The sequence below is a fragment of the Bacteroides sp. 14(A) genome (genome assembly GCF_000526555.1).
Classification (GTDB): Bacteria; Bacteroidota; Bacteroidia; order Bacteroidales; family Bacteroidaceae; genus Bacteroides; species Bacteroides cellulosilyticus.
This window is the reverse complement of the sequence record NZ_JAGH01000002.1, coordinates 2011918-2036281: the sequence shown is the minus strand read 5'-3', so window position 1 is coordinate 2036281 and position 24364 is coordinate 2011918. Positions and strand designations below refer to the sequence as shown.

The following is a 24364-nucleotide window of genomic DNA, read 5'->3' as shown; positions in this document are numbered from 1 at the left end:
GTTCCCTTTCCGGCCACAAGTGGCACGGGACATGTGCCGATTGAACGAAGAGAAGAACAAATAAACGAAGTAAAGATATGACAACACGATTGAAATCCGCGTGCAGCCCGGCCTGCTCCTGCGTGCTGTTGCTGTGTCTCATGGCCTGCAGCGATGATTACGGCACACAGCTTCCCGACAGCGGAGACGGACGGATAAGTTTCAGCGTCAGCAACGCCGGAGGGACGGACGCCGAGACCCGGAGCGCAAGTCCGGTATACGACCCCCTCGTGCTCCTCGGCGGCAACGGCGGCGACACGCTCTATCTGCACACGCTTGTGATAGACAGCATTCCCTCCCGCACGCCGGACGATGCAGGGCCGCAGACAAGGGGCGTCCCGGTGACCACAACCACGCTGTCCGCATTCGGCGTGACGGCAATGCTGGACGACCACACCGCACCCTATATGAACAACGTCCCGATTACGGTCAGTAACCAGATAGGCTCCCCGGCCAACCCATACTTCTGGCCCGAAGGCACACTCCGGTTTTACGCCTATTCGCCACAGGGACCGCTGTACACTAATGCCGACGAAAAGCCCGAATTCTCCGACGGGACAATTCTGTTCCAATACACCACACCGAAAAGTTCCGACGGCACGACAGATGCCGAGCAACAGCCCGACGTGCTATTCGCCTACGCCGCTGCATCTCTGGCAAATCAACCGGACGGACAAGTCCCCCTGACGTTCCACCATGCCCTTTCGGCAATCAAGTTCGTTGCCGGCGACATCGCGGGAGGCACAATCAAGCAAATATCCATCAAGAACGTTTACGGGGAGGGCTCCGCGACGTATGACGCCTCGCAGGAGGAGAATCCGCGCTTCGAGTGGATGTTTGACGAAGAGGCGAAGCCCGACCAATCGTACACCCAGACCTTCAACGTGAAGGTCGACGACGCCCTTACCGGCACGCAGAAGATTACCGACAAGGACCCCGTAACCACCTTCATGATGATTCCGCAGGAACTTACCGACGACGCCCTTATCGAAGTGGTCATTGACATCGACGAGGATGGAGAAAAGACCCTCACCGGCAAGATAAAAAGCAACGGGCTCGCCGCGTGGGAGGCCGGCAAGCAATACACCTATACGATTTCCACGAACTCGATCAACTGGACATACGTCCTGGAAGTCACAAAGAATGTTACAATCCCGTTCGGCAGCACCACGGGTGAATATACCGTACAGAGTTACCGTTACCGCACCAACAATCCCTCGAATATAGAGGCTGTGGGCTGGTCGGCAACAAGCAATGCCGATTTTATCACGGACTACATTGATAAGGATAACGGCGTAATTGAGAAGGGTGACGGCGTCGACTCCAAGGAAAACAAGGAAACGTATAGCATAACCGTTACGCGTCCCGAAACCAAGACTGACTATGGTGGGGACGAGACACTTCGTAACAATCCATCGAAGGGAAGCGATACCACCCCCTTCGACCTCTCCACCAACGGAAGAAGCGAAGCTCGAACCACCGCGAACTGCTATGTCGTCAGTGCCCCCGGAACTTACAGCCTTCCGCTTGTCTATGGAAACGCCATAAAGGACGGAGCTACATACGCTTTATCATATCAGGAGCCATCCAACGGCCAAAGCAGTTCGACAGCTTTCAAGAATTACAAGGGCATCGATATCACCAGTCCGGAGATTTCCGACGTTGCTGATTGCTGCCTTGTGTGGTGTGACGCATTTTACGTCATCAGGGATGTAAAACTGTCAGATGACAAGCAAAGCCTCGTGTTCACCGTAGCCGAAGAGAATCTGCAACAGTGCAACGCCATCGTTGCCGCACGCAACAAGAATAGCACGATAATGTGGAGCTGGCATATATGGATAACGGAACACGATATTAGTGATGCAGTGGAGGTGCAGGATTGGGAAACAAACGGAACCTCGACAACATATTACGACATGATGAAATGGCCCCTCGGCTGGGTGGATGGCAAGACAGTGACGTATGAAAAACGCAGTACTGACATCACATTCACGCAGAAAGAATCCGGCAAAACCGCAACGCTTGCGCTCAAGAAGGACCCGATAGTCGCGCTGAAGAACCGTGATAAGTCGGGTCCTGACGACTACCGTCCGTTGGAAATCGGACAAGATAGCTATGGCTATGTAATTGCTAATGAGCGTGTCTCTTTAGCGAAGGGCATACAAAATCCAAATACATTGTACGGAAACTATGATATCTCTGGGGCAACTACATGGCTGACAATCTCATATAAGAACTTATGGGATAACAGCGGAAATTCTACCAATATATCCCAAACAATATCCATCAAGACTGTATACGACCCGTCACCGCGCGGGTTCAAGGTGCCGCCCGCACGTGCGTTCTCGCAGTTCGTTAAAGGCCATAACACCTCACCGAGCGGGAATAATGCAGTAGGAGAACTCAACGGTTCTTATAAGTCGGATTCTGTATATATATACAATGTATACTATGATGAAGCTAAATCAAACACAATACGGTTGATAGCCACAGGGCAACGTTCTGATCGTGCGAGTTTAGGCGGCGTGGGCTCCCTATGGGCTATGGACGGTGTGTATTATCAGACATGTAATGCTCTTAATAATAAAGATGAATCTTATTGCTTGGTTCTTAGAAATATGGAATTATCATTGGACGCAGGAAAAGTGTACACCTATGGCTTTTCTGGCTCGCAAACCATGGCACGGCCTGTGCGGAGCATAAAAGAATAATAAAAGCCTGACGGGGTCCGGGAAGTGCATACGGCGCCGCAAGACATGGGGCCGTCATTGCTCCGGGTGAGCCACCTTCCCGGCCACCGTCAGGTTCCCGGCCACCTTCCGGTCAGAGAGCGGTTTTCCTTTGGGATTCACAATCCGCCTGCAATGTCCGTTACCACCAGACCGCAGCCAATACCGGGATATTACTCTTTTATCGGTAACCCGTTCCTTGTCCTTCCTCTTTTTTTTAATCTTATTGATTATAAGTCAATTACACATATACTATTGATGGCCGTCCAAAAAAACGGCTTGCTTCTTACGCCTACAGCAAAGGCAACTAAAACGTTTCTGCCGCCATAGGCGGTGGAAACGTTTTGTATTCCACTCTGATTTCTATCAAGACAGGCTTGGTTTTACTCTTTTCGCTGCATGAATTTTCACTTTTTTATCGTACCTTTACCTACTCTCAAAGAGACATTTGTGGCAACATACAAATAAATTCCGTTACTGTTACTTTCTTGTTACCTATTGCTGGAAACTGAAACGCAATCACCTTATTTACAACATAATAGTAAATTTAATTGGTTAGTTGTATATTAAATAAACATAAAATCCCATCTTCGTCGGGTCACAAGTAATTTTAAAAAATCGTACCTTTGCAATCCTGAATTTATGTAATGAAGAGTATGAATCAGCAGTATTATCAAATAGACTCGTCACGTTCGGAGAATAAGATGCACGACTTTCATAATTGGGGAGTCGAGGCGCTTATTTAGGCTGCATTCTAATATCACAAACATTATTCACTAAACATATCCTTTTTTATTTATGAGCAAAATTATGAGGCTCATAGTATTGCTGTGCGCAATGCTATGCAGCCAGACTATTTGTGCCCAAAATGCACATCGGCGTACTTTGGGCATAGATGAAATGTTTCGTTTGGCAGATGAGAACAGCCAACGAATAAAAACGTTTGTAACAGGAACAGAAACTGCGGCAGAGGCTGTCAGAGCTGCAAAAGCACAACGACTGCCCGATATGGATGTATCCGCCTCTGCAAGTTATTTAGGCAACGGGCGTGTGTGGAATAGAGGTTTTCGAAATGGGCAAAACGTTCCCATTCCTCATTTCGGCAACAGCTTTTCGTTACAGGCCTCACAGGTAATTTACGCAGGTGGTGCAATCAATAGTGGCATTGCCTTGGCGGAACTTGGCGAACAAATGGCAAATCTTGACCTGCAAAAAAACAGGCAAGAAGTACGTTTCTTGCTAATTGGGTATTACTTAAATATATACCAGCTGAATAACCAAGAGCAGGTATTTAAGAACAATATCGAATTGACCAAGATGGTTATAGCCAATATGGTATCCCGTCATAAAGAAGGGGCTGCTCTAAAAAACGATATAACACGTTATGAATTACAGCTCGAACAATTGAATTTACAGTTAGCCAAGGTGCAGGATGCTCGCCAAATTATGAATCATCAAATGGTGACAACGCTGCATTTGCCGGAGAATACGGAAATAATACCGGATTCGACTCTTCTATCTAAAACGGTTATACCGCAGACCGAGAACAAATGGCAGGCATTGGCTACGGAATATAATGTAGGGGTAGAACAAGCGGAATTGTCTGTAAACATAAACAAGCAAAAGTTGAAATTAGAGCGTTCGTCGCAATTGCCGAATTTGGCTTTGATAGCAGAAAACCATCTGAATGGACCGATAACGATTGAAATTCCCGCTATCGATAAGAATTTCAATTATTGGTTTGTCGGCGTTGGGCTGAAATACAATATTTCCTCGCTGTTCAAAAACAATAAGAAAATTTCTGCTGCAAAATTATCTGTACGCCGTGCGGAAGAAGAACATTCCCTGGTTTTAGAACAAATAGAGAATGCTGTACATGCCTCCTATATAGATTTAAAGACTGCATACACCGAGTTGCAGACATGCTTAAAAAGCACAGAATTGGCCGACGAAAACTATAAGATTGCAAGCAATCGTTATGAAAATGAACTTGCCCTGCTTACGGAATTATTGGATGCGGCCAACATGAAGCTGGATGCGGATTTAGGCTTGGTAAACGCGAGAATCAATCTTGTTTACAACCACTATAAAATGAAATATATTACCCACACACTTTAAAGACAATAATAGATATGATAGCAAGAAAGACAAAAAAAGTAATCTACAACACACTGATACTGTGTTTCCTGATTGGTGGTTTTGCATATATTTGTTCCCGATTCATTCATTTGGGCAATGTCGAATACACCGATAACGCACAAGTCAAGCAGCACATTGTACCTATGAATACCCGAATACCGGGGTTTATCCAAAGAATTTGCTTTGATGATTTTCAAGAGGTTAAGAAAGGCGATACCTTGGTGATTATAGAGGATACCGAATTTCGTTTGCGATTGGCGCAGGCAGAAGCGGACCTTGCAAATGCATTGGCCGGCAAACAAGCCACATCGGCAGGGATAGCCACTACAACCAATAATTTGAGTGTAAGCGATGCAGGTATCAGAGAGGCAAGGGTTCAATTGGAGAATGCTCAAAGAGAGTTTTCACGCTATGAAAAATTGCTCAAAGAGGATGCCGTGACACGTCAACAATACGAGCATGTGAAGACTGCTTACGAATCCGCCAATGCAAGATTCGAGCAGGTTTCCCGTGCAAAGCAATCGACCACACTTGTAAAGAGTGAACAGACGCATCGTTTGGGACAGAATGAGGCGGCTGTCAAATTAGCCCAGGCAGCGGTTGAGCTGGCCCGTCTCAATTTATCCTATACAGTAATAGTGGCTACATGTGATGGTATTACAGGACGAAAAGAAATCCAAGAAGGGCAATTGGTTCAACCGGGGCAGACTTTGGTAGATTTAGTCGACATGGATGACATGTGGGTAATTGCCAATTATCGGGAGACGCAACTGTCAAATATCAGAGAGGGTTCGGCTGTGGAAATCAAAGTGGATGCTGTTCCCGATATTTCCTACAAAGGCATAGTAACGACCATATCAAGAGCAACGGGAGCCGCCTATTCACTCATTCCGCAGGATAACGCTACGGGAAATTTTGTAAAAGTTGAACAGCGGATACCCGTTCGTATCAGCCTAAGAGAAAATAGTCTTGAAGACTTGAAACATCTTCGGGCAGGATTGAATGTAGAATGTAAGGTAAAATATTAACTATGTCGGGGTTGCAACAAAATATGCCCTTCATGATGCCCCAATACCGTGAAGGGATTCCACGTGTCATACAACCTTGGATTTATCTGCTCATAGCTACCACATTTCAGTTTTCGGGTGGTGTATATATGGGTTCTTTACATCAGATGATGGGAGCAATGGATATGATGATGGAGGATGTACTGATGTGCTTGTACTGTAATTTAGCAGGTATGGCAATCTACTTTCCCATCTTATTGAGGATGAAGTTCCGTTTTACCAATAAGACCCTGCTAACGGCTGCCGCCACAGGAGTCTTGCTTTGTAATTTGGCAGTTCCCTATATAACATTCAAGCCTTTGTTGTGGCTGGTATGTTTTTTCAGCGGCATGTGCAAGATTCAAGGAACTTTTGAGTGTATGTCCAATATCCAATTGTGGATGACCCCCAAACGGGATTTTACGGTCTTCTTCCCCATATTGAACGCTGTGATTTTAGGAAGCATGCAGCTGTCCGATTTGCTATGTGTCCATTTCATCCACCATTATCATTGGACTTGTATGCATTGGTTCATGTGCGGGGTAATGCTGCTTAACCTTATATTCATCAGGTTATGTATCAAGGATTTCCGGTTCATGCGCAAATTTCCTCTGTTCGGTATTGATTGGGCCGGTAGTGCCTTGTGGGCTGCGTTGTTGGTGCAAATCGCATTTTTCTTTACTTACGGAGATTACTACGATTGGTTCAACAGCAAAGTAATGCGGATACTTCTCATGACAATATTATGCACCTTGTGCATGGTCGTCAGGAGAATGACTACTATTCGCCACCCATATATTGAACCTAAGATGTGGACCTATCGCAGATTGGTGCCGGTGTTGATAGTGATAACCATAGCCGAAGCATTCTTGGTTACCGAACATGTATTGGAAGAAATATTCCTTTCGGAGATCATGCACTATGAAGAAACGGTTTCTGTAAAATTGGATTGGGGAACTTTGACCGGAGTATGGCTGGGGTGTGTATTTTGTTACTGGTGGGCACATATAAAGCGGTTTAATTATTTGCGTCTTATTGGAATCGGTTTTTTCTCAATAATCATTTATTTGGTTCTCATGTATTTCAGTATCAGTACGGAGATACATATAAGCCGGTTATATTTACCCGTGATATTCAGAGGGTTTGCCTATGCTATTATGAGCATAACCTTTCTCATCTGCCTGCATGAATTGGTCAGCTTTCCGCATTTTTTCCAAAGCCTTAGTATTTTGCAGATGTTACACATGGTTGTCGGAGGTGTATTGGGAGCAGCGGCATATAAGCAGGGAATGTCATACTATGTACCTGATAATATATCACGATATTCGGGGATGTTTGACCGGATAGAATTGTCTAAATCCCATTTGCATTTGGAGGAACAATTGTCTGTATTTACAGAACAAGTAATGCAAATCAGTTTAAAACAGATATATGGCTGGACTATATACGCATGTATTCTTACTTTCCTGCTTCTGTTGATGTGGGATTCTCCTGTTCGCAAGCAGTTGAAGAAAATACCTATATGGAAGGATGTCCGCAGACAGATAAAGAACTCTTTTTGGAGGACTTCGCATAGAATAAAGCCAACGGAAGATGTCGGATAGATGTTCTTCGAAAATCCGCAACAGCATTCGATGCATTGCGGATTTTTTAATTTAAAAGTGCGGGAATCAGTAAAGCGCCACTGCTTTTTCATTGGGCGGGATAACCTGCATCCCGCAAATATGGACCAATATATTCTGCTTTTTAGGGGATTGATGTAATGCTTCTGCAAGTCTTGAATACGGTAATATCAGAACGGTAGTATTACTGTCTTGTATTCTTCTGGTCCGTAACGTTCATACGCCAATGATACAAAAATTCCATCGATGGATGAACGGACAGCGGGAAAGAGCTGATTGCAGCCTTCTGAAGATCGGATACCGAAATATTCTATATTTAAATAATTCAGCATACAAATTAACTTTTCATACGAAAATATTGCTTAATTCATATATTTTTAATATATTTACGCTGTTATTTGATAAATGAGTTAAAAATGTGGTAATTGATTTTAACTATTTCGCTTGACGTGTTTTTGACGAAAGTGTTGTTAAATGATTCGGCAGATGAGCAAACGCTTGCTATTGTTCATAAGATAAAGTGTATTATGAAAGTGTTTGACATATCCAATGCGAGCATTTTTCATAGGTGGAAGCAGATTAGCGTACTTGTTTAGAATCATCACAATCACACAGGTGGTATAATAAAACAATAGACGTTGTGAAACGTCTATTGTTTTTTAAGTTATGCCTTTTTATGATTGAAAATACATTATTCACCATATTTGTCCGGTAATGGAGTCTGTTTATTGGTATCGAGGGATCATTCCGATTTTGGATAAGCCGACAACAATCAATTTTGGTTACTGCCGGGCATTGAATTGGCCGTGAACCTGTTTGTTTTGAAAAATAGAATCAGGCTGTTATGTGGTCTGCGAAGATAGAGTAACAGCCAAAGGATTGCTTTATTGATGGGATAACTGATTCCTATTGATAATATGCTATGTACAGAAACCCCAGATTGAAGCGTCAATCAAAATAGATTTTTAGTTTTAGAATAGCAGTCCGTAATCGTTTGTGATAAATGGCTATGGAATAAGAATTTTTTTATCATACTAAATTAACTGGAACACTACGGTCTGCGTGAAGATAGTAGTGTTTTTTTATAGGTCATGTCATCGGGAGCCGGATAGTAGCTTTCACAATCTATCGTTCCATCAACTCATCAAGTAACTTGACGAGTTTCTTGTATTGTACAGAATTGGATTTCTTGTATTTCGAGATGGCTTTTGTCGTGATTTGGGAAAATTCAATCTTGTACCGACTCATAGTGATTCCAAGAATTTGTTCAATTCCTCTTTTGTAGAGCAGGTGGTAACATTGCCCTCCCTGTATTGCCTGCGTCCTTCTTCCAGTCTTCCTTCGATTTCCGGAGAAAGGATAAAATCGTTTTCGTAAACGGGAGTAAGCATATAGGAAACCTTTCCCCTGCGTCTGATCACCACCTGCTCTCCATTGTCGGCAAGGGCAAACATAGACGCCTGCTTGTCTCGGAACTCCCTTGATGTAACCTGAATGACTGCCATAGCTCTTATTCTTTATATTGTGTACCAAAATTGGTACAACAAAAAAGACTGCCTTTTCTCGAAACCACCAAATTTTATCGGAAAATCATCGCAATAAGCAGTGTTTATCCATATTGTTATCAGTAACGGTCCATGCCCGTTGTAGCGATATTCCGTCCCTTTGCACCCTTCGGCCGTACAGTCCGTTTTTCTCTTGTACCGTCCCTGCCTGCCTTTTTATTGGCTGACTGCAATTTCGTTCTCTTATATATGGAGATTCCATCACGATACAACAACCGTAAAGACCGACTCTTTTTTCCGCAAAGTTGATTGCATCCCAAATCTTTGCTGCAAGGCCCATCTGCGTTTTTCCTTATGAAAAATCTGCCATCTCCTTCCTTTCGAAGAGTATTTTTCATGGAATCCTTGCATCCAACCCCGTGATGCAGATAGGGGCAGAAAAAAGAATCAAACTTTCCGGTAATTGATTGAACCGGAGGGAATAAAAAACTTAAAACAATTTAGTTATGAACGGAAATTCGCTTTTTGACAACTGGTTTGTCTGCAACTATCAGAGATTACGGAATGTATTCGGACGCTATCTGTACGAGGACGCTTTTCACGACGCCTATTTGGAAATGAAAAAAGCGGTCTTGCTTTTAGAGATACCCATTGAGAGGTTCGAGCCTTATTTTTTCGGAGTGTACAAAAAATGCAAATCGAGATGTATTTACAGAGACAGCCGCTATTGTTTCCCCGATAACGAACATTTCTTTTTGCTGATGACAGAAGAGGAAGCCCCCTCTGCCGAAATGCTTGCAGCCTCCGACAGATTGGTATATGACATTCTTTTGTTCGTCAAGAACAGATACCCGCAGACGGACTACGAGCTCTTCAGATTGAAAGAGTACGAGGCGAAATGTTCCTATCGGAATCTCTCCGACTATGCAGGTATTTCCGCAAGTGCAATCCATCGGAGGATAAACGGCATAACGGATTCTATCCGTAGCCATAAAGGATTCTCCAAAAGATATGCCCATGTGAATATACAATAATTGTGTAACCCTAAATAATTTCCAAAATGAAACTTGTAATTTACAACATTGAGAACTGCCGTGTACACGAAACCCGCGTAGGAAAGAGAAGCATAAGATTCAACAGCGTTACGGGCAACATGTATCTGTCCACCAAACTGGCAAAGGAATTGAATATCACCATGAATGACCGTCTGGAATTTGCCTGTGATGAAAACAATACGAAAGAATGGTATCTGCACAAGACCACTGAAAAGCAGGGCTTTCCGTTGCAATTCAACAGAGGCGGTACCCGCTTGCGGAATAAATATATTTGCAAGACCATACTGGATATGGTAAAAATCAAAGATAGCGCCACATTCTTGGTGTCAAGAGACCCCGTAAAGACAGAGCAGGGAACTTTCTACAAGATAATACTTTCCTGCCCCATTCTCTCGAAACACAAACTCAAATCATAAGCCGATAGTTTGTGAATGCTTCATGTCGTTTGTCTGATAGGCGAAAGCCTTTCGGACAGATGACAAGGCATAGCCGGGCTATCTTTTATACCGATTTCCGATACCCGGTTATAACATGTATCGAATCTGGGGTCCGTCGGTCATGTTCCGCCGGCTCTCCTCCCTCATTTTCCTTACTTTTATACCTGCTCTGCTGTCTATCCCTTTCTATATAGATGGTCGAAGTATTCCGAACTTATTTCGTGACGGATATAAATATATGCCTTGCGAGAGGCGTATAAGAACACCTTCCTTCTCTAATCTGGAAAGGGCACGAGTAACCAGCCCGTCATTATTTAGATAGGCAAAATCCTGAACCATATATAGTTTATTTGGTCCATTACTTTAATAGTATTGCGTATCTCTTTAGTTAGTATTATTCCCATAATTATTACCAATCTGAATGCAAATGTACAACATTTCTTCCTGCCCCATAATAAAATAAAATGTCCGAAAATCTTAAAGAAAATCGGACTTTATAAAATGCTTGCGATCAGATTGCTGTTTAGTTTAGGAGTAAAATGTTGATAAAAACAGGCTATTCGACAATCGGCTTGCTGATATACAAAAGCAAGGACAACATCTTTGCACAATACTCGCTTGAAGGCTACAACCAGCCCATCGGCATATCCGAATTTGAGGGCGTGAATGTATTGCCTGAAAACTTTAAGTCTTCCCTGCCTACGATTGAAGAAATAGAATACAAGTTGGGCGACAAATAGAGATTACGCTTTGCTTTAATTTTACGAAATCACCCTCGCCAAAGTGCTCTGGCGAGGGTGATTTCTGTTTCCGGAGACTTGCCGGCTCCGTATAAGCGCAGTCCGTCTGCTTTTTTACAAACCTTTTGGATAGGCGGTTACGCCTGCTGTCTTTCCGGGAATTATCTGTTCTTGCCTTCCAGACGGTTGATCGTCTTGTCAACCTCATTCATTACCGCTTTATGGGAAGTCCGCACCTTTTTAAGTTCCTTGACGATACTTGCCTTGTCATAGTACAGGTTATACCATCCTAACGTTTCGGCGGCGACAATACGGAGTTCCTCCTCCCTGCTTTCATCTTTGAGGACATTCATCAGGGGCTCGATGGCTTTGGATATAGGCTTGTTACGGAAAGCGTTCAGCTCATTGCGTACCTGCTTCACCGTGCTTTCAGGGTTATTGATGACAGCTAAATCCCTTTCGAAACCCTCTTTCTGACGGGAAAAATTTCCGAACATCTCATCTACGCGCGAACGGTCATACAAGATCCACGCATCGGACTGTTTTTCCAGCTCTCTACGGGCCGTATCGTAATCGAATGCATCGATACTGTTCAATATCCTGAAACGGTAACGGTTCTCATAACCACGTAACAGGAAACTCTCTACCCATGCCGGAAGCAGTGCCGGATCACTGTTCTTTTCCACATATTCCATGGCAAAGCGACGGATCAGCTCATAGCTGTCGTTCATGGCCGTTTGCAGCACTTCGGAGGCTTCCGCCGGATAATTCAGCGCCAGCAGACGCAACGCTTCCAGGCGTACCACGAAATAATCCGAATGATAGTAGCTCTTTTTCAGCAACTCGACCAGCCCTTTGTAATCCGCCATGGACAATTGGCGGAGTGCCATGGCCTGCATGTCGGCCATAGGAGAGTCCAGTTGCTGCTTCCAGAACGCGGTATTTCCTTCCTTCATCACCAGAGCCTGATTGATGTCCATCTCCAGCGCCGTATTGTTCGTAAAGCGGAAGGTCGGGTCGCCTATCAGGTGATTTTCCAGAAAGCAGGTGAAGCGGGTAAACTGACCGATACGCATACCTGCCGCCATCAGACCTATGAATTCGTCCGGCCATTTGTCCTGAATGGTATTGACGCTACAGCCCATGGTGGCAATGGTCTTCCCTTTGCCGAATATGTATGCGCCCACGATATTGTCGTCCAGATGGAACGAACCGTTATAGCAGGCGTCAAACAGCACGAACCGTGCATTCGGTTTCAGCGAACGGATATCTTCGGCATAGATGTCCATATTGCGGTTCACGATGGAATCCGATTTCATCTTTTCTTCGTCGAAGGCTTCTTCGCACCAACTTTCAGGTACATTGTACCTTCGGGCATATTCCTTGACGGCAGCCTCACGTCCTTTTTTTTCAGCTGCTGCGGGTACTTTGCTGCGCAGGAAAAGCTTGATGTTCTCAATACTCAAGTTTACACTCGACCCGTTTTGATAGCCGTTGATATACTGCATGGCAGGACCGCCGTGATGATGGAACAGCATAACGTCCAGCTCCTCACGCTGAATTTCATTCAGGTAGAGAGGTTTCATCGGATAGCACATGTCGAAATCATAGAATTTTACGGTATTGCCCGCTTTGAACAACTGCGGAAACTGCTCGCGTAAAGCGATCTGTTCCCCGCTCCATGCCAGATAATCCTCGGAGTTGTATCCGTGGCCGCGGGCCATGGTCAGTTGGTCGAGCCGGTTTCCGCTTTCCTTTTCGGCAACCGCCTTTTTCAGGTAGTCACGCAACATCTGATACCGGTCCTGACCTTCCAGACGTAACGGACGGATACGGGCGGAGTAAATATCCGGCGAAATGTATTGCCTGGAGTCGGCCCGCAATGTCAGATAATGGTAATCGGGCTTCAGGCTGTCCTGCTTGATGTAATCGAACAGCAGGCCAAAATCATCATAATAGCGGTCGGATGGAATGCTTGACTTTTGCCAGTTTGCTTTCGGCGACATCTTGAAGGCCGATGACAGATGATGTGCGTCCCGAATCATCGGAATAGGAATATCGCCTACCAGCACACAACCTTCCAGCGGTGCTTTCTTGTCATGATGCAACCGGGCGAGTTGTTCACGGATAGCTTCGGGTTTTTCCCAGGTATCTATCAGCAGATAAGTGCCCAGACCGTCTTTCTCGATACTGGTACGATAAGCGTCGATTTCATTTTTCGCTTCATCGTAACTTTTCTGGTCAACTACGATGGCAAAGGTCGTCTTTGTCTTTACTGTCGGGCGTATGAGGGTTTGTGCCTGCATGGTTTGCAGACAAAACACGGCCATTCCCCAAATGATGTATTTCTTCATACGGTTATTTTATTCTTTTATTAACATAAACAGATTCCGTTCTTGTCCCATGGGAGAGTTTGCAAGCCTCTGATTAGGTTCCGGCAATATCTTCCTTGTGTATTAATCATGCGTATTTCCCGCTTCACAGACTCAATCGTTCGATGGTCTGCACAGCTTCCAGTCTCAAATCTTCCGGAATCTGGGGCGTCTGCCGCAGCCTTTCCATCTCTTCGAGAATCTGGGGACGCTGCACCGAGTGGACGAACCAGCCCAATGCCTCGGTCATCACCACGCGCACTTCCAGCGGATTCTCGGCATTGCGTACGACATCGAGATAATCGTCCACACGAAAATGATAAGTATAGTTGCGTACATTACGGATGGCGCTGATACGTTTGGCTTCGGGAGCCGTCATGTCCATCAGCGTCTCGTGGGCTTGCGCTTCGCGTGCAAAAGTCCTTTCCAGGCTCTTCAGCAAGCGGGTCTTTTCTTCGTCTTCGTTCAAGCGGTTTGATTTGGCATAGAAGTCCTCCACCGCTTTTTTCACCTTTCCCTGCGGATAGAGTCCCAGTGCCTTGCCGGCGCTTGTCTGTACGCGCAAACGTTCGTTATGTTCGATCAGGGCTTCCACAATGGCGGGCAGCAGAGACTCGTCGCCGACAAATCCGGCATAGATGGCGCTCTGACGGGCTACCATCTCGTACGTATCATTAAGGCCTTCGCGCAATGCTTTTATAAAGTCGGCATTTTGATAGCGGCTCAACAGTTTGACGGCCTCCATACGTACCGTATTGAAACCGCTTTCCTGATACTTCTTTAAAAACAACGACGACAATTCCCGGTTGGTGTCCCCGTCGGCGAGCATACGCATGGCCAGACTCTGTATATCGGCATACGGACTGTCCAGCACCCCTTCCCAGTAAGTCCTATCACCTTTGCGCAGCGTCATATCGGTGGTCAGGGTGTTCGCATCGACAGGAGCGAAACGGAGAGTCGGATCACCTATCAGGTGTCCTTCAAGGGTTGCGACCAACCGGTTGTACTGTCCGGCACGGACACCGTGGGACAGCAGTCCGATCATCTCTATGGTCCAGCGGTCCTGCAATACGTTACGGGTATTGCCTTGTGCTACCAATGTCTGGCCGTCGTTGAAGATATAGTGCCCGGCGATATAGTCCTCTCCGTGGAACGAGCCGTTGTAACAGGCATCGAACATCACCATCTTCGGGTTTGTGCGGAGATTTCTCTTCACGAAGTCCTCTGTTACGATATATTCGTCAGCATAGTGTGTGGAGTCGGCTTCCCAGAATTTCGGGTCGTCCAGATCCTTGAAGAACCGCCCGTTCAGTTGGCGTTTTTCCTGCATCTGAACGAGCAGGGTATCCTTGTCTTTTTTGCCAATATGGGCCATTACCGTATTGTAAAGCGTGCTTTTCAGCATTTTGTAACGGTCGTCAAAACCGGTGCATTCCTTCTCGCTATTGATCAGTTGTCCCGTCGGCAACCCGTGTTCATGAAACATGAACAAGTCCAGGTCCTTGCGTTGCAGTTCGCTGAACAGCCGGTATTTCATTGGGTGTTCCATGCGGAAATTCCAATGCTTGAAACCCATCTGCCTGCCGAAGGCCAACGGGAAGTTCTCTTTGTAGGCCTTTTCGTCATCCATCCATACGATCAGGCAGTCAGAGTTGTAGGAACCGCCGTTGTAAGAGAACACCTGGTCCAGCCGGTTCTCCTTCTCCGCTTTGGCGGCAGCGGCTTTCCTCAAATAGGCGGCGATGGCCGCATATTTGTCTCCACCCCTTTTTTCCGGATATTTGATGCGGGCCGAATAGAAAGTAGGATTCAGTTGCTGGGGGCTGTCTTCCATCAGTTTGTAATAGAAGTGCAGGCTGTTTAGTGAATCCTGCTTGATGAACTCGAATTTCAGGTTCAGGTCATCGTAAAAGCGGTCCGTGGGAACGGAAGACTCCGGCCACGGAAAGGCCTTTTCGTTCATTTTGAAGGCGGTGGTCATGTGTTGTGCATTACGCACCAGTGCAACCGGTATGTCGCCTACCAGTACGATGCCTTCCAAGGTGGGGCATTCCCGGTATACTTTGATGATTTCCCGCTTCACCTGCTCCGGGTTCTGCCAGTCCCCGCTGATCAGGTATGTGGCTAACCCGTCGTTCTCGACGGCTTCTTTATACATATGCATGGCCTCTTTCGTCTTTGCGTAAGTTTGGTTGTCCGTCACGATGGCAAAGGCTGTGGCTTGTTTGGCCGAAGGTTGTATGATGGTCGTTTGCGCATTCCCTGCCAGCGGCAACAGGAATGACAGATATATGAGTTTCTTTATCATGGCTGGTTAATCTTTTAGTCTGTAATAGGTACGGTTGGCTTCTTCCCGAAGAGTTTCGGACAAGCTCCGGTCTGTTCTCAACCGGTCGCAGAGCTGTACGATATCCGCTTTGCGGTAGGAGTGGGTGAACCAGGCCAAAGCCTGCAACAGCGACACTTTCAGCTTCTCGCTTTCACCGCTATCGGCAAGCAGTGTCAGGAAACCGTCCACACTGGCATGTGCCATGTAGTTTTTCAGCGATTGGCTGTATAGGATACGCCATTTTTCGGCAGTTTCCTTGCTCAACAGCTCTTTTTGGGAACTGCGGCTGTTGTTGGCCGCCTCCAATGCCTTGAATCTTTTCTCCTTGTCCTGCACATAGGTTTCTGCCGCCACTCTGTTGAGCGCCTCCCTTACAGCCGCCTCGTCGAACACTTGGAGTCCCAGGATAACATTGAAAGCCACCCGTTCGGACAGGTTGTCCTCCACATATGCCTTCACTTGCGGATACACGTATTCGTTCAGTCCGACATGCTGCATCATGCGGACCGAAGTGCGGCGGATGAATTCGTAGGAGTCGGTGATGGCCAAAGGCAGCACTTCCTGAAAATTCTTGTCGCCGATCTTTTCGAGCAATGCCAGGCTGGTAAAGCGTACCATCATGAACGGGGATGTCTCGAAAGTCTTTCTCAACAGGTCCGAAATCCCGGCATAACCGTTGCGGTACAGACTGTGCAAGGCGAAATTCTGTACGTCTGCATAAGGCGATTCCAAGAGTTTCAACATCTTGGCCTTGTTGTACGGTGTTCTGCACAATGCGTCCGCATCCACTTCATTGACGGACCGGAATCGCAGGGTGGGGTCTCCCGTGATATGCGATTCAAGGATATTCGTCAGCTTCGCCCATTGGCCGACACGTGCGCCCATACCCAACAGACCGAGCATTTCGTTGGCCATCTTGTCTTGCAACACATTTACCGTATTGGCGAAGGTAGTTACGCATTTGCCTTCCGACATGATGTAACGTCCGGCGATATAGTCCTTTTCGCGGAAGTCTCCGTTGTAGCAGGCGTCGAAAATAACCATGCGGCTATTGGGTTTTATATCGGTTACTTCCGGCAGGATAATGCCGGTGCGCAGATCGCGCAGGGAGTCTTCTGCAATGATTTTCGGATCATCGTATCCCGCGATCCAGGCGGTATCTATACCGTATGTGTTTTGCATTTTGTCCAGCATTTCGGCGAAGGCCTTCTTGTCGTTTTGCTTTCTGCGTGCCAGATCGCGGTAGTGGTATTTCATGGCGTCCACATGATGGTTCCATCTGTTCGTGGCGGGACTTCCTGAAAGATACTGGCGTTCGGGTACGCCGTGTTCATGGAAAATGGTCAGGTCCAGATCCTCACGTTTCAGCATATTGATGACATCGTCTTTCGGGTAATCCCCGAAATTGTAGCGGATAAAGCGGGCACGTCCGTTCTTGTCGAAGACACCCGGTATCTGCTCCCGGATGGTGAACGCTTCCGGAGTCCATGCTGTCAACGAGTTGGAGTAGGAACCGTCGCCCGTGTAGGAGAAGAACTGGTCCAGTTTATTTCCCGACCGATGTTCTGCCACAGCCTTCTCGAAGTAACGGCTGATTTGCGCATAAGGGTCTTCGCCGTTGTCGATGGCCTTTATGCGGGCGGAATAAATCTCGCACTGTATCTTCTGCGGGGATTCCGCTGCCAGGTTGTAATAGAAGAAATTGCTTTCCACACTGTCCCGTTTCAGGAAATCGAACGTCAAGTCAAAATCATCGTAGAAACGGTCACTGGGCACGGACGAGTCACGCCACTCGTATTTGTCTTCGTTCATCTTGAAAGCGGAAGTCATGTGCTGGGCCTTGCGTATCATCGGAATGGGTATCTCGCCGACGAATACCACGCCTTCCAGCTTGTTCTTCCGGTAGAGCTTAGCGATTGCCTTCTTTACCTCTTCCGGTTTTTCCCATTCGTTATACACGATAAACGTAGGCAGTCCCTCTTGCCCCAGGACCTCCTGATAGGCTTTCAGTGCTGTTTCACATGCCTGATACGTTCTGTTGTCTGTAATCACTGCAAACGAAGTTTCCTTTATCTTCGTTGTCGGTTTGATGTAAGTCTGCGCCTGTAATGTCAAGGCACTGCAAAGCAGCAGACCGCTTGTCGCTAATTTACGCATATCAGTAGTATTAAAATGTTTTTTTAGAAGTTGCACCCCAGACTTACAGACAGATAGGTGCGTCCGTCGTAGCCATGGTCGGACGTTCCTATGCGGTCGAGCGCCACTTTTCCGAACATGTTCATGCGTTTGGATTCCTTTATCTGCTGTGAATACACCACGGCTCCTCCGATGCGGTAATAATCGCTGGTCTGGTAATCGGACATCCCTTGGTACAGTCCGGTAACGGTGATGTAATCGGCATGGCTGCCGCCGTATATATATTCACCGCCCAGATTTTTGTTGTATGTCGCGTGAATGTCTACCAGAAGCCGGCGGTTCATGCCGTTGCCCAGTACGAAGTTCTTTTTGCCGCCCAGGTTGAATGCCAGGTTCTCCGCATTCATGGCAGAATGGGGCATGAGGTATTCGTCGTCCTGCCTGATATAGTCCACGCCTGCTTCTATTTTCCAGCTGTATTCGGCATTCCGGTTTCTTGTCAGGGCATAGTCGAGTGAAGCCGTCTTGGTCCGGTAGACGGAACGGATGTTTTTGTACAGATCCATCCACCCGCTCTGTGTCTCGGAGTTGTCCCGTTGGGAAATGTATTGGATACCGTCGATATGACGGTCGGCATAGCCGGCTTTCACATAGTGGGTGTATTTCTTCCCTTCTTTTACGCCCGTCAGCGATATGCGGGTGGTCTTGTCCTTCACGCCGGCAACTTTCTTGGGAGTGGAATAGCTGTGCTGCAGGGTTTCCGCTTTCTCGTCATGGCTTCCCTCAAACAGTAGATTGAAAGAAGCAATGCGGAGATTATACTGGAAGGCCGCACCGAGACGGTCCCCGATGTAATTGCCGGTCACACCGTCGCCGATTCCCTTTATGGCCGTTCCCAGACCGTACAGCTCGTAATAATCCTGATCGACATAGATATTCACGCTGCTCATTCTTGAATCCTCCTTGATGGACGCATATTTGAAGTTCAGGCCGAACGTATGCGCATCGTTCACCTGAAAGGCAACGCCGGGAGTTACTTCCAGTGTATAGAACCGTGTATCCACACGCGGGTCGCGTTGCTTGGCGGCCAGGGTTGCCTTGTAACTGCCTTCGATTCCGAACGCCCAGTGTTTGCCGAGCAAAGGGGTGGCCGCACGGAATTTCAGGTCATAATACTGGTTTTTCCAGTCGCTTAAATGCGGGTCGGCCACATAATAGGGCATACCTCTGAAAGGATCGGCGATGGAGGCGTTGTAGCCCGCATCTGTCTGATTTTTCTGGGTGAAGCCGAAGGCTCCCCATACGTATGCGCTGCCCAGGTTGATGAACCCTTCGCTGGAAACGCCTATGGCAGTCTCCTTCCGGCCTTCCTGCGGACGGCAATAGTTTCCGTCCTGCAAATCATATCCCAATATGACGTCCGAATAGTTCTGTCGGTCATCGAATGCCGTACCGGCTGCATTCTGCGAATGGAACCACAGCCGCTTCAGTTTCAGTTCCTCCATGGCGGCTGGAGATAAGCCTTGTGCTGCTCCTTCCAGGCTTATAAGGCAGGCGGCAAGCAGCAGGCCACCTTTCATATAGCTCATATATTGTCTCTTCATTACTTCGTTCGTTTAATGGGTATTCAGTGTATGGTTCCATGCGGGCATTTTCGCATCGTTACGGCGTAATACCGGAACGACGCCCCGTTCAAAGTCATCTGTACTGTTGTTGGTATCCTGATAAATATACGTGCCGGTTTCTTCACGGACAATGGGGTTGCCTTCTTCGTCTGTGGACAGTTTGCGGGCGACACCCAGACCGCAATAGGTTGTCCCCACCCAAGTAATACCGGCGTCCAGTACGCTCGGAATGCGCTTGGCATTCATTTTCGATTCGTTGTCAATAGCCTCTACTGCATCCAGTATATAGGTGATGGGAATCTTGGCGTAGAAAGTCTTGCTGCTGGGCTTGCTCAAATCGGTTGTTTTCAGGTTTACATCGTTGACCGGGTCCCAGCTGTCGCTTTCCGGAACACGGAAGAGCACATAGGCCCCGCCGAACACGGAAGTCAGGTATTGGGGGACAGTTCCCTTCTCGGCCATTCCGTCGTAGAAGACATGCAGCATGTCGTAAGCCGGCTGGTCCGGGAAATTCGGGTTATCCATATTGAACTCGAATTCCGAAGAACTGCCGTCTATGGGGCTTTGCGGGTTATAGATGTCCAGTTGGTGGTTGGCCGCGAATTGGGAAATGACGCAGGACTCTCCCGGTTCCAAGGGATATTCGGTTCCGTTTCCCGGAAACTTCCATATTCTTTCTGCATAAGCGTATTTGTCCCCGTCCGTCTCCGGCCAGATTGGTAGGGTCGTTGTGGATTTTCCCGGGGTTAGATTGGCAAAACAGATACCGTCCAGATACAGGGTCTCGGCCGAGTTATTGTATATTTCATAGAACTGGTCGCGGAAATAGACACCGCCGATTGCGGGACGGCTGCCGCAGTAGTATATTTCCTTGAATACCAGCGGGCTGACTTTCAATCCTTGTACCTTGATCGTCAGTTTGCTTCCGGTCTCAAACAAAGCTTCGTTGACAGCATTGCCGTTGATGTAGTATTCGCTGTCTTCCGTATCGACGGCAGTGCCTGAAACCGTCACGGAATAGATACCGGGAAGAATACCGCCGACTTCCACGCTGTTGCCGGTTACTTCTTGCTGGTAATGCAGGTCTTCGTCATAATTATCGAATTTGACGGTCAGTCCTTTCAGTTCCGCCAGGTTCTCCACACTGATTTCCAAATCCACATTGACCGAGATGGGCATTACCTTTTCCACATCGGACATTTCCTTGAACGAGTCACATCCCGTCAGGAACATGGATGACAATGCAAACAGATATATCAATTTTTTTTTCATAATTCCTCTTTGTTATAAAGTAAGTGACAATTCCAGCCCGAAGAAAAAGCGGTTGTTGAGTACCGTATATGAGCCCGGAGTCCGTTTGGACTCTCTGCGCGGATAGCTTCTGAACATGTTGTTGGCAAAGAAAGAGACGCGCAGCATGTCGCTGATCTCTTTGGTTACGTTCAGATTAAAGCAGAAATAAGGGCTGTATGACTCTTTGATGGCATTGCTGTGGCTCACGTTCTGCAACATATATCCGTATCCCGCATCCTTCATCTGCTGGGCAGTGGTATATTCCCCTTGTTCGAACATGTTTACGGACGCGTCTTCCAGAGCAAGATACCCTATGGGTATGGAGTCGTTGCCGTATGTCTTCCAGTCGGATTTCTGCCAGATGGCCTGCGCGGTCATGGTTACGACAAAGCCGATACGGGGGATATTGTGGATAGCGCGTAATGTGGTTACGAACTGCTGCCGGTAACTGGCATTGCCTTCTTGGGAGTAAATGGCTACCGGTTGGCGTTTCGAGGCGGCGTCCTCACTGTTGTCATAGAAGTCATAGCCGCTTCTCCAGCTCTTGGTACGCATCCAGGAGCCGTTCAGCTGGAAAGCGGTGCGGATAGCGTCGATACGTCCCAGGTTCAGGTCGAATTCCACCCCTTCCGTCTCCATGTTCAGGTTGTTGGTCGGTTTCGAATAGGTGGACAATACGGGCAGGCTGCTGGCGAGCACGATGTCGCCGTTTTCATTGCGTCCGTATTCGTTGTACATGAAGGTGTTGAACGTGTCGAACGTCTGCCCCATCATGTACCCGTTCTTCAAACGCTCCTTGTAGGCTGTTACGTTCAGGCTGGCCTTGCCGACCCGTAAGTTCAAACCGATTTCCGCCTTATGGTTGCGGGCGATCTTCAAGTCCGAATTGTCCACTTTCTGCACTTCCGTTGTCGTGATGAACAAGCGTTGCTCTTCCGGAATGGCACTGTTGGAGAGTTCGTTCATGTTGATGTATTCAAAATACGCGTTCTCCGGATAGAGATATAGCAGGGATGGTAGCTTGGCGGCGATACCATAGCCGCCTTGAATGCTCAAAGTATTCGGAACCAAGTCGATGGATGCGTTGACACGGGGCGAAAGGATACCGCCCACCACCGATGCGTGATCGTAGCGCACACCTGCCTGGATGTTCAGGTTATGCGTGCCGCCGATAGCCCATTTGAAGTTATCCTCCATATAGACGCCGAACTGGTTGACGAAAGGAATATCCTTGTAGCTGCGCGGGCGGAAAGAGGAATTATGCCCGTATACGCTGCGGTACGGCGGTGTGCTCGGGTCGTAAGTCTTGCCTTTGCCCACGTTGCCGTCGCTTCTGAAGTCCGCGCCGATCAGGATACGGTTATTGACATGGCCGCTCGATTTGAACAGCGTGGCGGTCAGCTTGGCAAACAGATTCACTTCGCGGCTGTCGATTTCGTAGCGTCCCAGATAGCTGCTGGGCAGATAAACGGCATAATTGCCTGCATCTTCCGGTCCGAAGTTCGTGATGGGGTTACCGTCCGCATCGTAGATGTGTTGTCCTGCGAAGTTGCTTAGTACGGTGCCGTCCGTGGTAGTCATCGAGTACGGTGCTGTTGCCGAAGAATATACCGTTTCGTAATAGCTGTCTTTATCCGTGTATGTCCCTGAAGCCACATATCGCAATGTTTTCAGCCAGCCCGCATTGATGTTCCATGTCCCATTGGTATTCACGGTAAAGCCCGCATCACGGCCTTCGGAGGCCGTTTTGGTCTGTTCGTCGTCCGGATTGCGTTTGCGCTCGTCCTTGCCGTAGAGAAAGTCGAAGCTGGTATTGGTGCGCAGCTTGTTGTGGAAGAAAGTGTTGGAGTATAGGATCTTTGCCGTGGCACGTTGATAGGACTGGTAGCTGGATACCGGGTCATTGGTATTGTGGGCATAATCCGCGCTTAGATTCAGGGCTCCTTTCTTTTTCCCCAGTTCAAAGCCTGTTCCCATGGAGACTTGATAGATGTTCGGATTGGCCTTGGCTTTTATCCGTAGCGGCTCACGGCCGGCTTTCGTGTTGATGATTACCGCGCCCGAAGTCAGGTCTCCGTATTCTACCGATGGAATGCCCCGGATAATCTGTACCGATTCGATGTTTTCGGTGGAAATGCTCCGGACGTCCATACCGCCTGCGGGAGAGGCGCCCCCGCCCAGTGCCGCGGGCGTCGTCGAAGAGCCGCTCAATACCGTGGGGTTCATGGCCGAGAGGTTGGCGTTGTTCGACATCGGCGCACCGTCGCGGATGATGGCGGTACCCATCGCGTTCATCGGAGCCTCCGGGCCGCTCGAAGCCGAGAGCTGGCGGATATTGATCTGTTGGGCCGAGCTCATGTTTTGGTTTTGCAGGACTCCGCCCGGTGTCAGTGCCATCAGGTCATATAGGCTGGTGGCTTGCATGTGGTCCATGGCCGAGCGGGAGATGTGCGAGGAGGTGGATTTGCCGGACCTGCTGTTCGTTGCCGTTACGATGACTTCCTTCAACTTGAAGTCTTCGTTCTTCATTGTAAAGTTGAGAACCAAATCGCGGTCTATGTTTATCAGGGTATCGATGGGAACTTTTCCCACATATTGGATCGATAGGCGGAATTTACCCGTAGGTACATTTTCCAGTCGGTATCTGCCTCGCTCGTTGGAAGTGGTTCCCAAAGTGATGTCGGGAATGGACGCCGTGGCAAAACTTAGTGGAACGCGCTTGTTTTCCTCGTTTAACTCATAAATAGTCCCCGTAATTTTTACTTTTTGAGTGCTTTGTGCGTGAAGGGAAAGTGTTCCCGAACTGATAAGCGCAAGCAGACAGAAATAACGTATTTTCTTTTTCATAAGGAACAAATATTTCTATATTTCAATTTTATAATAGTATCTTATATTTAAACTTTTTGGACTGGTATAGGGAACCTGCTTCGACTTCATAGACACCAGACGTATTTTTACCGCATTTTATGGTTTTTCCCGAAATATATTTGTCCATCTCTTTGGTAGAGAGATACATCGGGGTGCAAAATAAAATAAAACCTTAATGTGGAGCAAATAAAATAGGTGAATATTTGTTATTGATATTGATAATTTTACGAGTAGAATGCTACTTTATTGAATAAATGGAATATCAATATGTCCGGATTATATTGAATTTATTTGCAGAATTTATTCACAAAACAAATGATTGGTTTCTCTGATAAAGAGAGGTAACTTTCTAACAGAAGAGAAATCAATATCGCCCAACAAGCCTCACTTTTCTTTCCCTTATATCGTCGTTATAAGAAAACCGGAATC

At 47.3% G+C, this 24364-nt stretch carries 16 protein-coding genes; 7 read left to right on the top strand and 9 right to left on the bottom strand.

Going from position 1 to position 24364, the window contains the following annotated elements:
• The first annotated feature begins 446 nt into the window (after nucleotides 1-446).
• The 4 genes from K429_RS0115175 (at nucleotide 447) to K429_RS0115160 (ending at nucleotide 7557) form a co-directional block, all read left to right on the top strand.
• Nucleotides 447-2750, top strand: a complete 2304-nt coding sequence (locus K429_RS0115175) for a fimbrillin family protein (protein WP_155923417.1) — start codon at nucleotides 447-449, stop codon at nucleotides 2748-2750.
• 816 nt (nucleotides 2751-3566) lie between these two features.
• The gene (locus K429_RS0115170) at nucleotides 3567-4886 is read left to right on the top strand and encodes a TolC family protein (RefSeq protein WP_026367455.1); all 1320 of its coding nucleotides are present in this window, start codon (nucleotides 3567-3569) and stop codon (nucleotides 4884-4886) included.
• A gap of 14 nt (nucleotides 4887-4900) precedes the next feature.
• Entirely contained in the window at nucleotides 4901-5935 is a 1035-nt protein-coding gene (locus K429_RS0115165) for an HlyD family secretion protein (protein WP_026367454.1), read from the top strand.
• Nucleotides 5936-5937: 2 nt separating this feature from the next.
• Nucleotides 5938-7557 (top strand): hypothetical protein, encoded by a 1620-nt coding sequence (locus K429_RS0115160; protein WP_026367453.1) that lies wholly within the window; start codon nucleotides 5938-5940, stop codon nucleotides 7555-7557.
• A 188-nt stretch (nucleotides 7558-7745) separates the two neighbouring features.
• Here K429_RS0115160 and K429_RS30305 read toward each other — a convergent pair whose 3' ends face one another.
• Nucleotides 7746-7907: a hypothetical protein gene (locus K429_RS30305; protein WP_155923416.1), complete on the bottom strand. Its 162-nt coding sequence runs from the start codon at nucleotides 7905-7907 to the stop codon at nucleotides 7746-7748.
• 912 nt (nucleotides 7908-8819) lie between these two features.
• On the bottom strand, nucleotides 8820-9080 hold the full coding sequence (locus tag K429_RS0115140) for a hypothetical protein (RefSeq protein ID WP_026367452.1): 261 nt from the start codon (nucleotides 9078-9080) through the stop codon (nucleotides 8820-8822).
• 506 nt (nucleotides 9081-9586) lie between these two features.
• Here K429_RS0115140 and K429_RS0115130 point away from each other — a divergent pair.
• Nucleotides 9587-10114, top strand: coding sequence for a sigma-70 family RNA polymerase sigma factor (locus K429_RS0115130; protein WP_026367450.1), 528 nt, complete (start codon nucleotides 9587-9589; stop codon nucleotides 10112-10114).
• 26 nt (nucleotides 10115-10140) lie between these two features.
• Nucleotides 10141-10551 carry a hypothetical protein gene (locus tag K429_RS28770; RefSeq protein WP_044096692.1) on the top strand — a complete coding sequence of 137 codons (411 nt, stop codon included), beginning with the start codon at nucleotides 10141-10143 and terminating at the stop codon, nucleotides 10549-10551.
• Nucleotides 10552-10758: 207 nt separating this feature from the next.
• Here K429_RS28770 and K429_RS30910 read toward each other — a convergent pair whose 3' ends face one another.
• The gene (locus tag K429_RS30910; RefSeq protein WP_231501862.1) at nucleotides 10759-10911 is read right to left on the bottom strand and encodes a DUF6088 family protein; all 153 of its coding nucleotides are present in this window, start codon (nucleotides 10909-10911) and stop codon (nucleotides 10759-10761) included.
• Between the two features lie 200 nt (nucleotides 10912-11111).
• On the opposite strand from K429_RS30910, the gene K429_RS30300 reads away from it, so the two are divergent.
• Complete coding sequence (locus K429_RS30300; protein ID WP_026367448.1) at nucleotides 11112-11312, top strand: PDDEXK nuclease domain-containing protein; 201 nt, start codon at nucleotides 11112-11114, stop codon at nucleotides 11310-11312.
• Nucleotides 11313-11473: 161 nt separating this feature from the next.
• Here the strand turns inward: K429_RS30300 and K429_RS0115115 are convergent, their stop codons facing one another.
• The 6 genes from K429_RS0115115 to K429_RS0115090 form a co-directional block, all read right to left on the bottom strand.
• Nucleotides 11474-13666: a hypothetical protein gene (locus K429_RS0115115; RefSeq protein ID WP_026367447.1), complete on the bottom strand. Its 2193-nt coding sequence runs from the start codon at nucleotides 13664-13666 to the stop codon at nucleotides 11474-11476.
• A gap of 124 nt (nucleotides 13667-13790) precedes the next feature.
• On the bottom strand, nucleotides 13791-15992 hold the full coding sequence (locus K429_RS0115110; RefSeq protein WP_026367446.1) for a HEAT repeat domain-containing protein: 2202 nt from the start codon (nucleotides 15990-15992) through the stop codon (nucleotides 13791-13793).
• 6 nt (nucleotides 15993-15998) lie between these two features.
• Entirely contained in the window at nucleotides 15999-18170 is a 2172-nt protein-coding gene (locus K429_RS0115105) for a hypothetical protein (RefSeq protein ID WP_044096688.1), read from the bottom strand.
• A 23-nt stretch (nucleotides 18171-18193) separates the two neighbouring features.
• The gene (locus K429_RS0115100; protein WP_026367444.1) at nucleotides 18194-19753 is read right to left on the bottom strand and encodes a DUF6850 family outer membrane beta-barrel protein; all 1560 of its coding nucleotides are present in this window, start codon (nucleotides 19751-19753) and stop codon (nucleotides 18194-18196) included.
• A gap of 12 nt (nucleotides 19754-19765) precedes the next feature.
• Entirely contained in the window at nucleotides 19766-21046 is a 1281-nt protein-coding gene (locus tag K429_RS0115095) for a DUF4876 domain-containing protein (RefSeq protein ID WP_026367443.1), read from the bottom strand.
• Between the two features lie 12 nt (nucleotides 21047-21058).
• On the bottom strand, nucleotides 21059-23914 hold the full coding sequence (locus K429_RS0115090) for a TonB-dependent receptor (protein WP_026367442.1): 2856 nt from the start codon (nucleotides 23912-23914) through the stop codon (nucleotides 21059-21061).
• Between the last annotated feature and the right edge of the window lie 450 nt (nucleotides 23915-24364).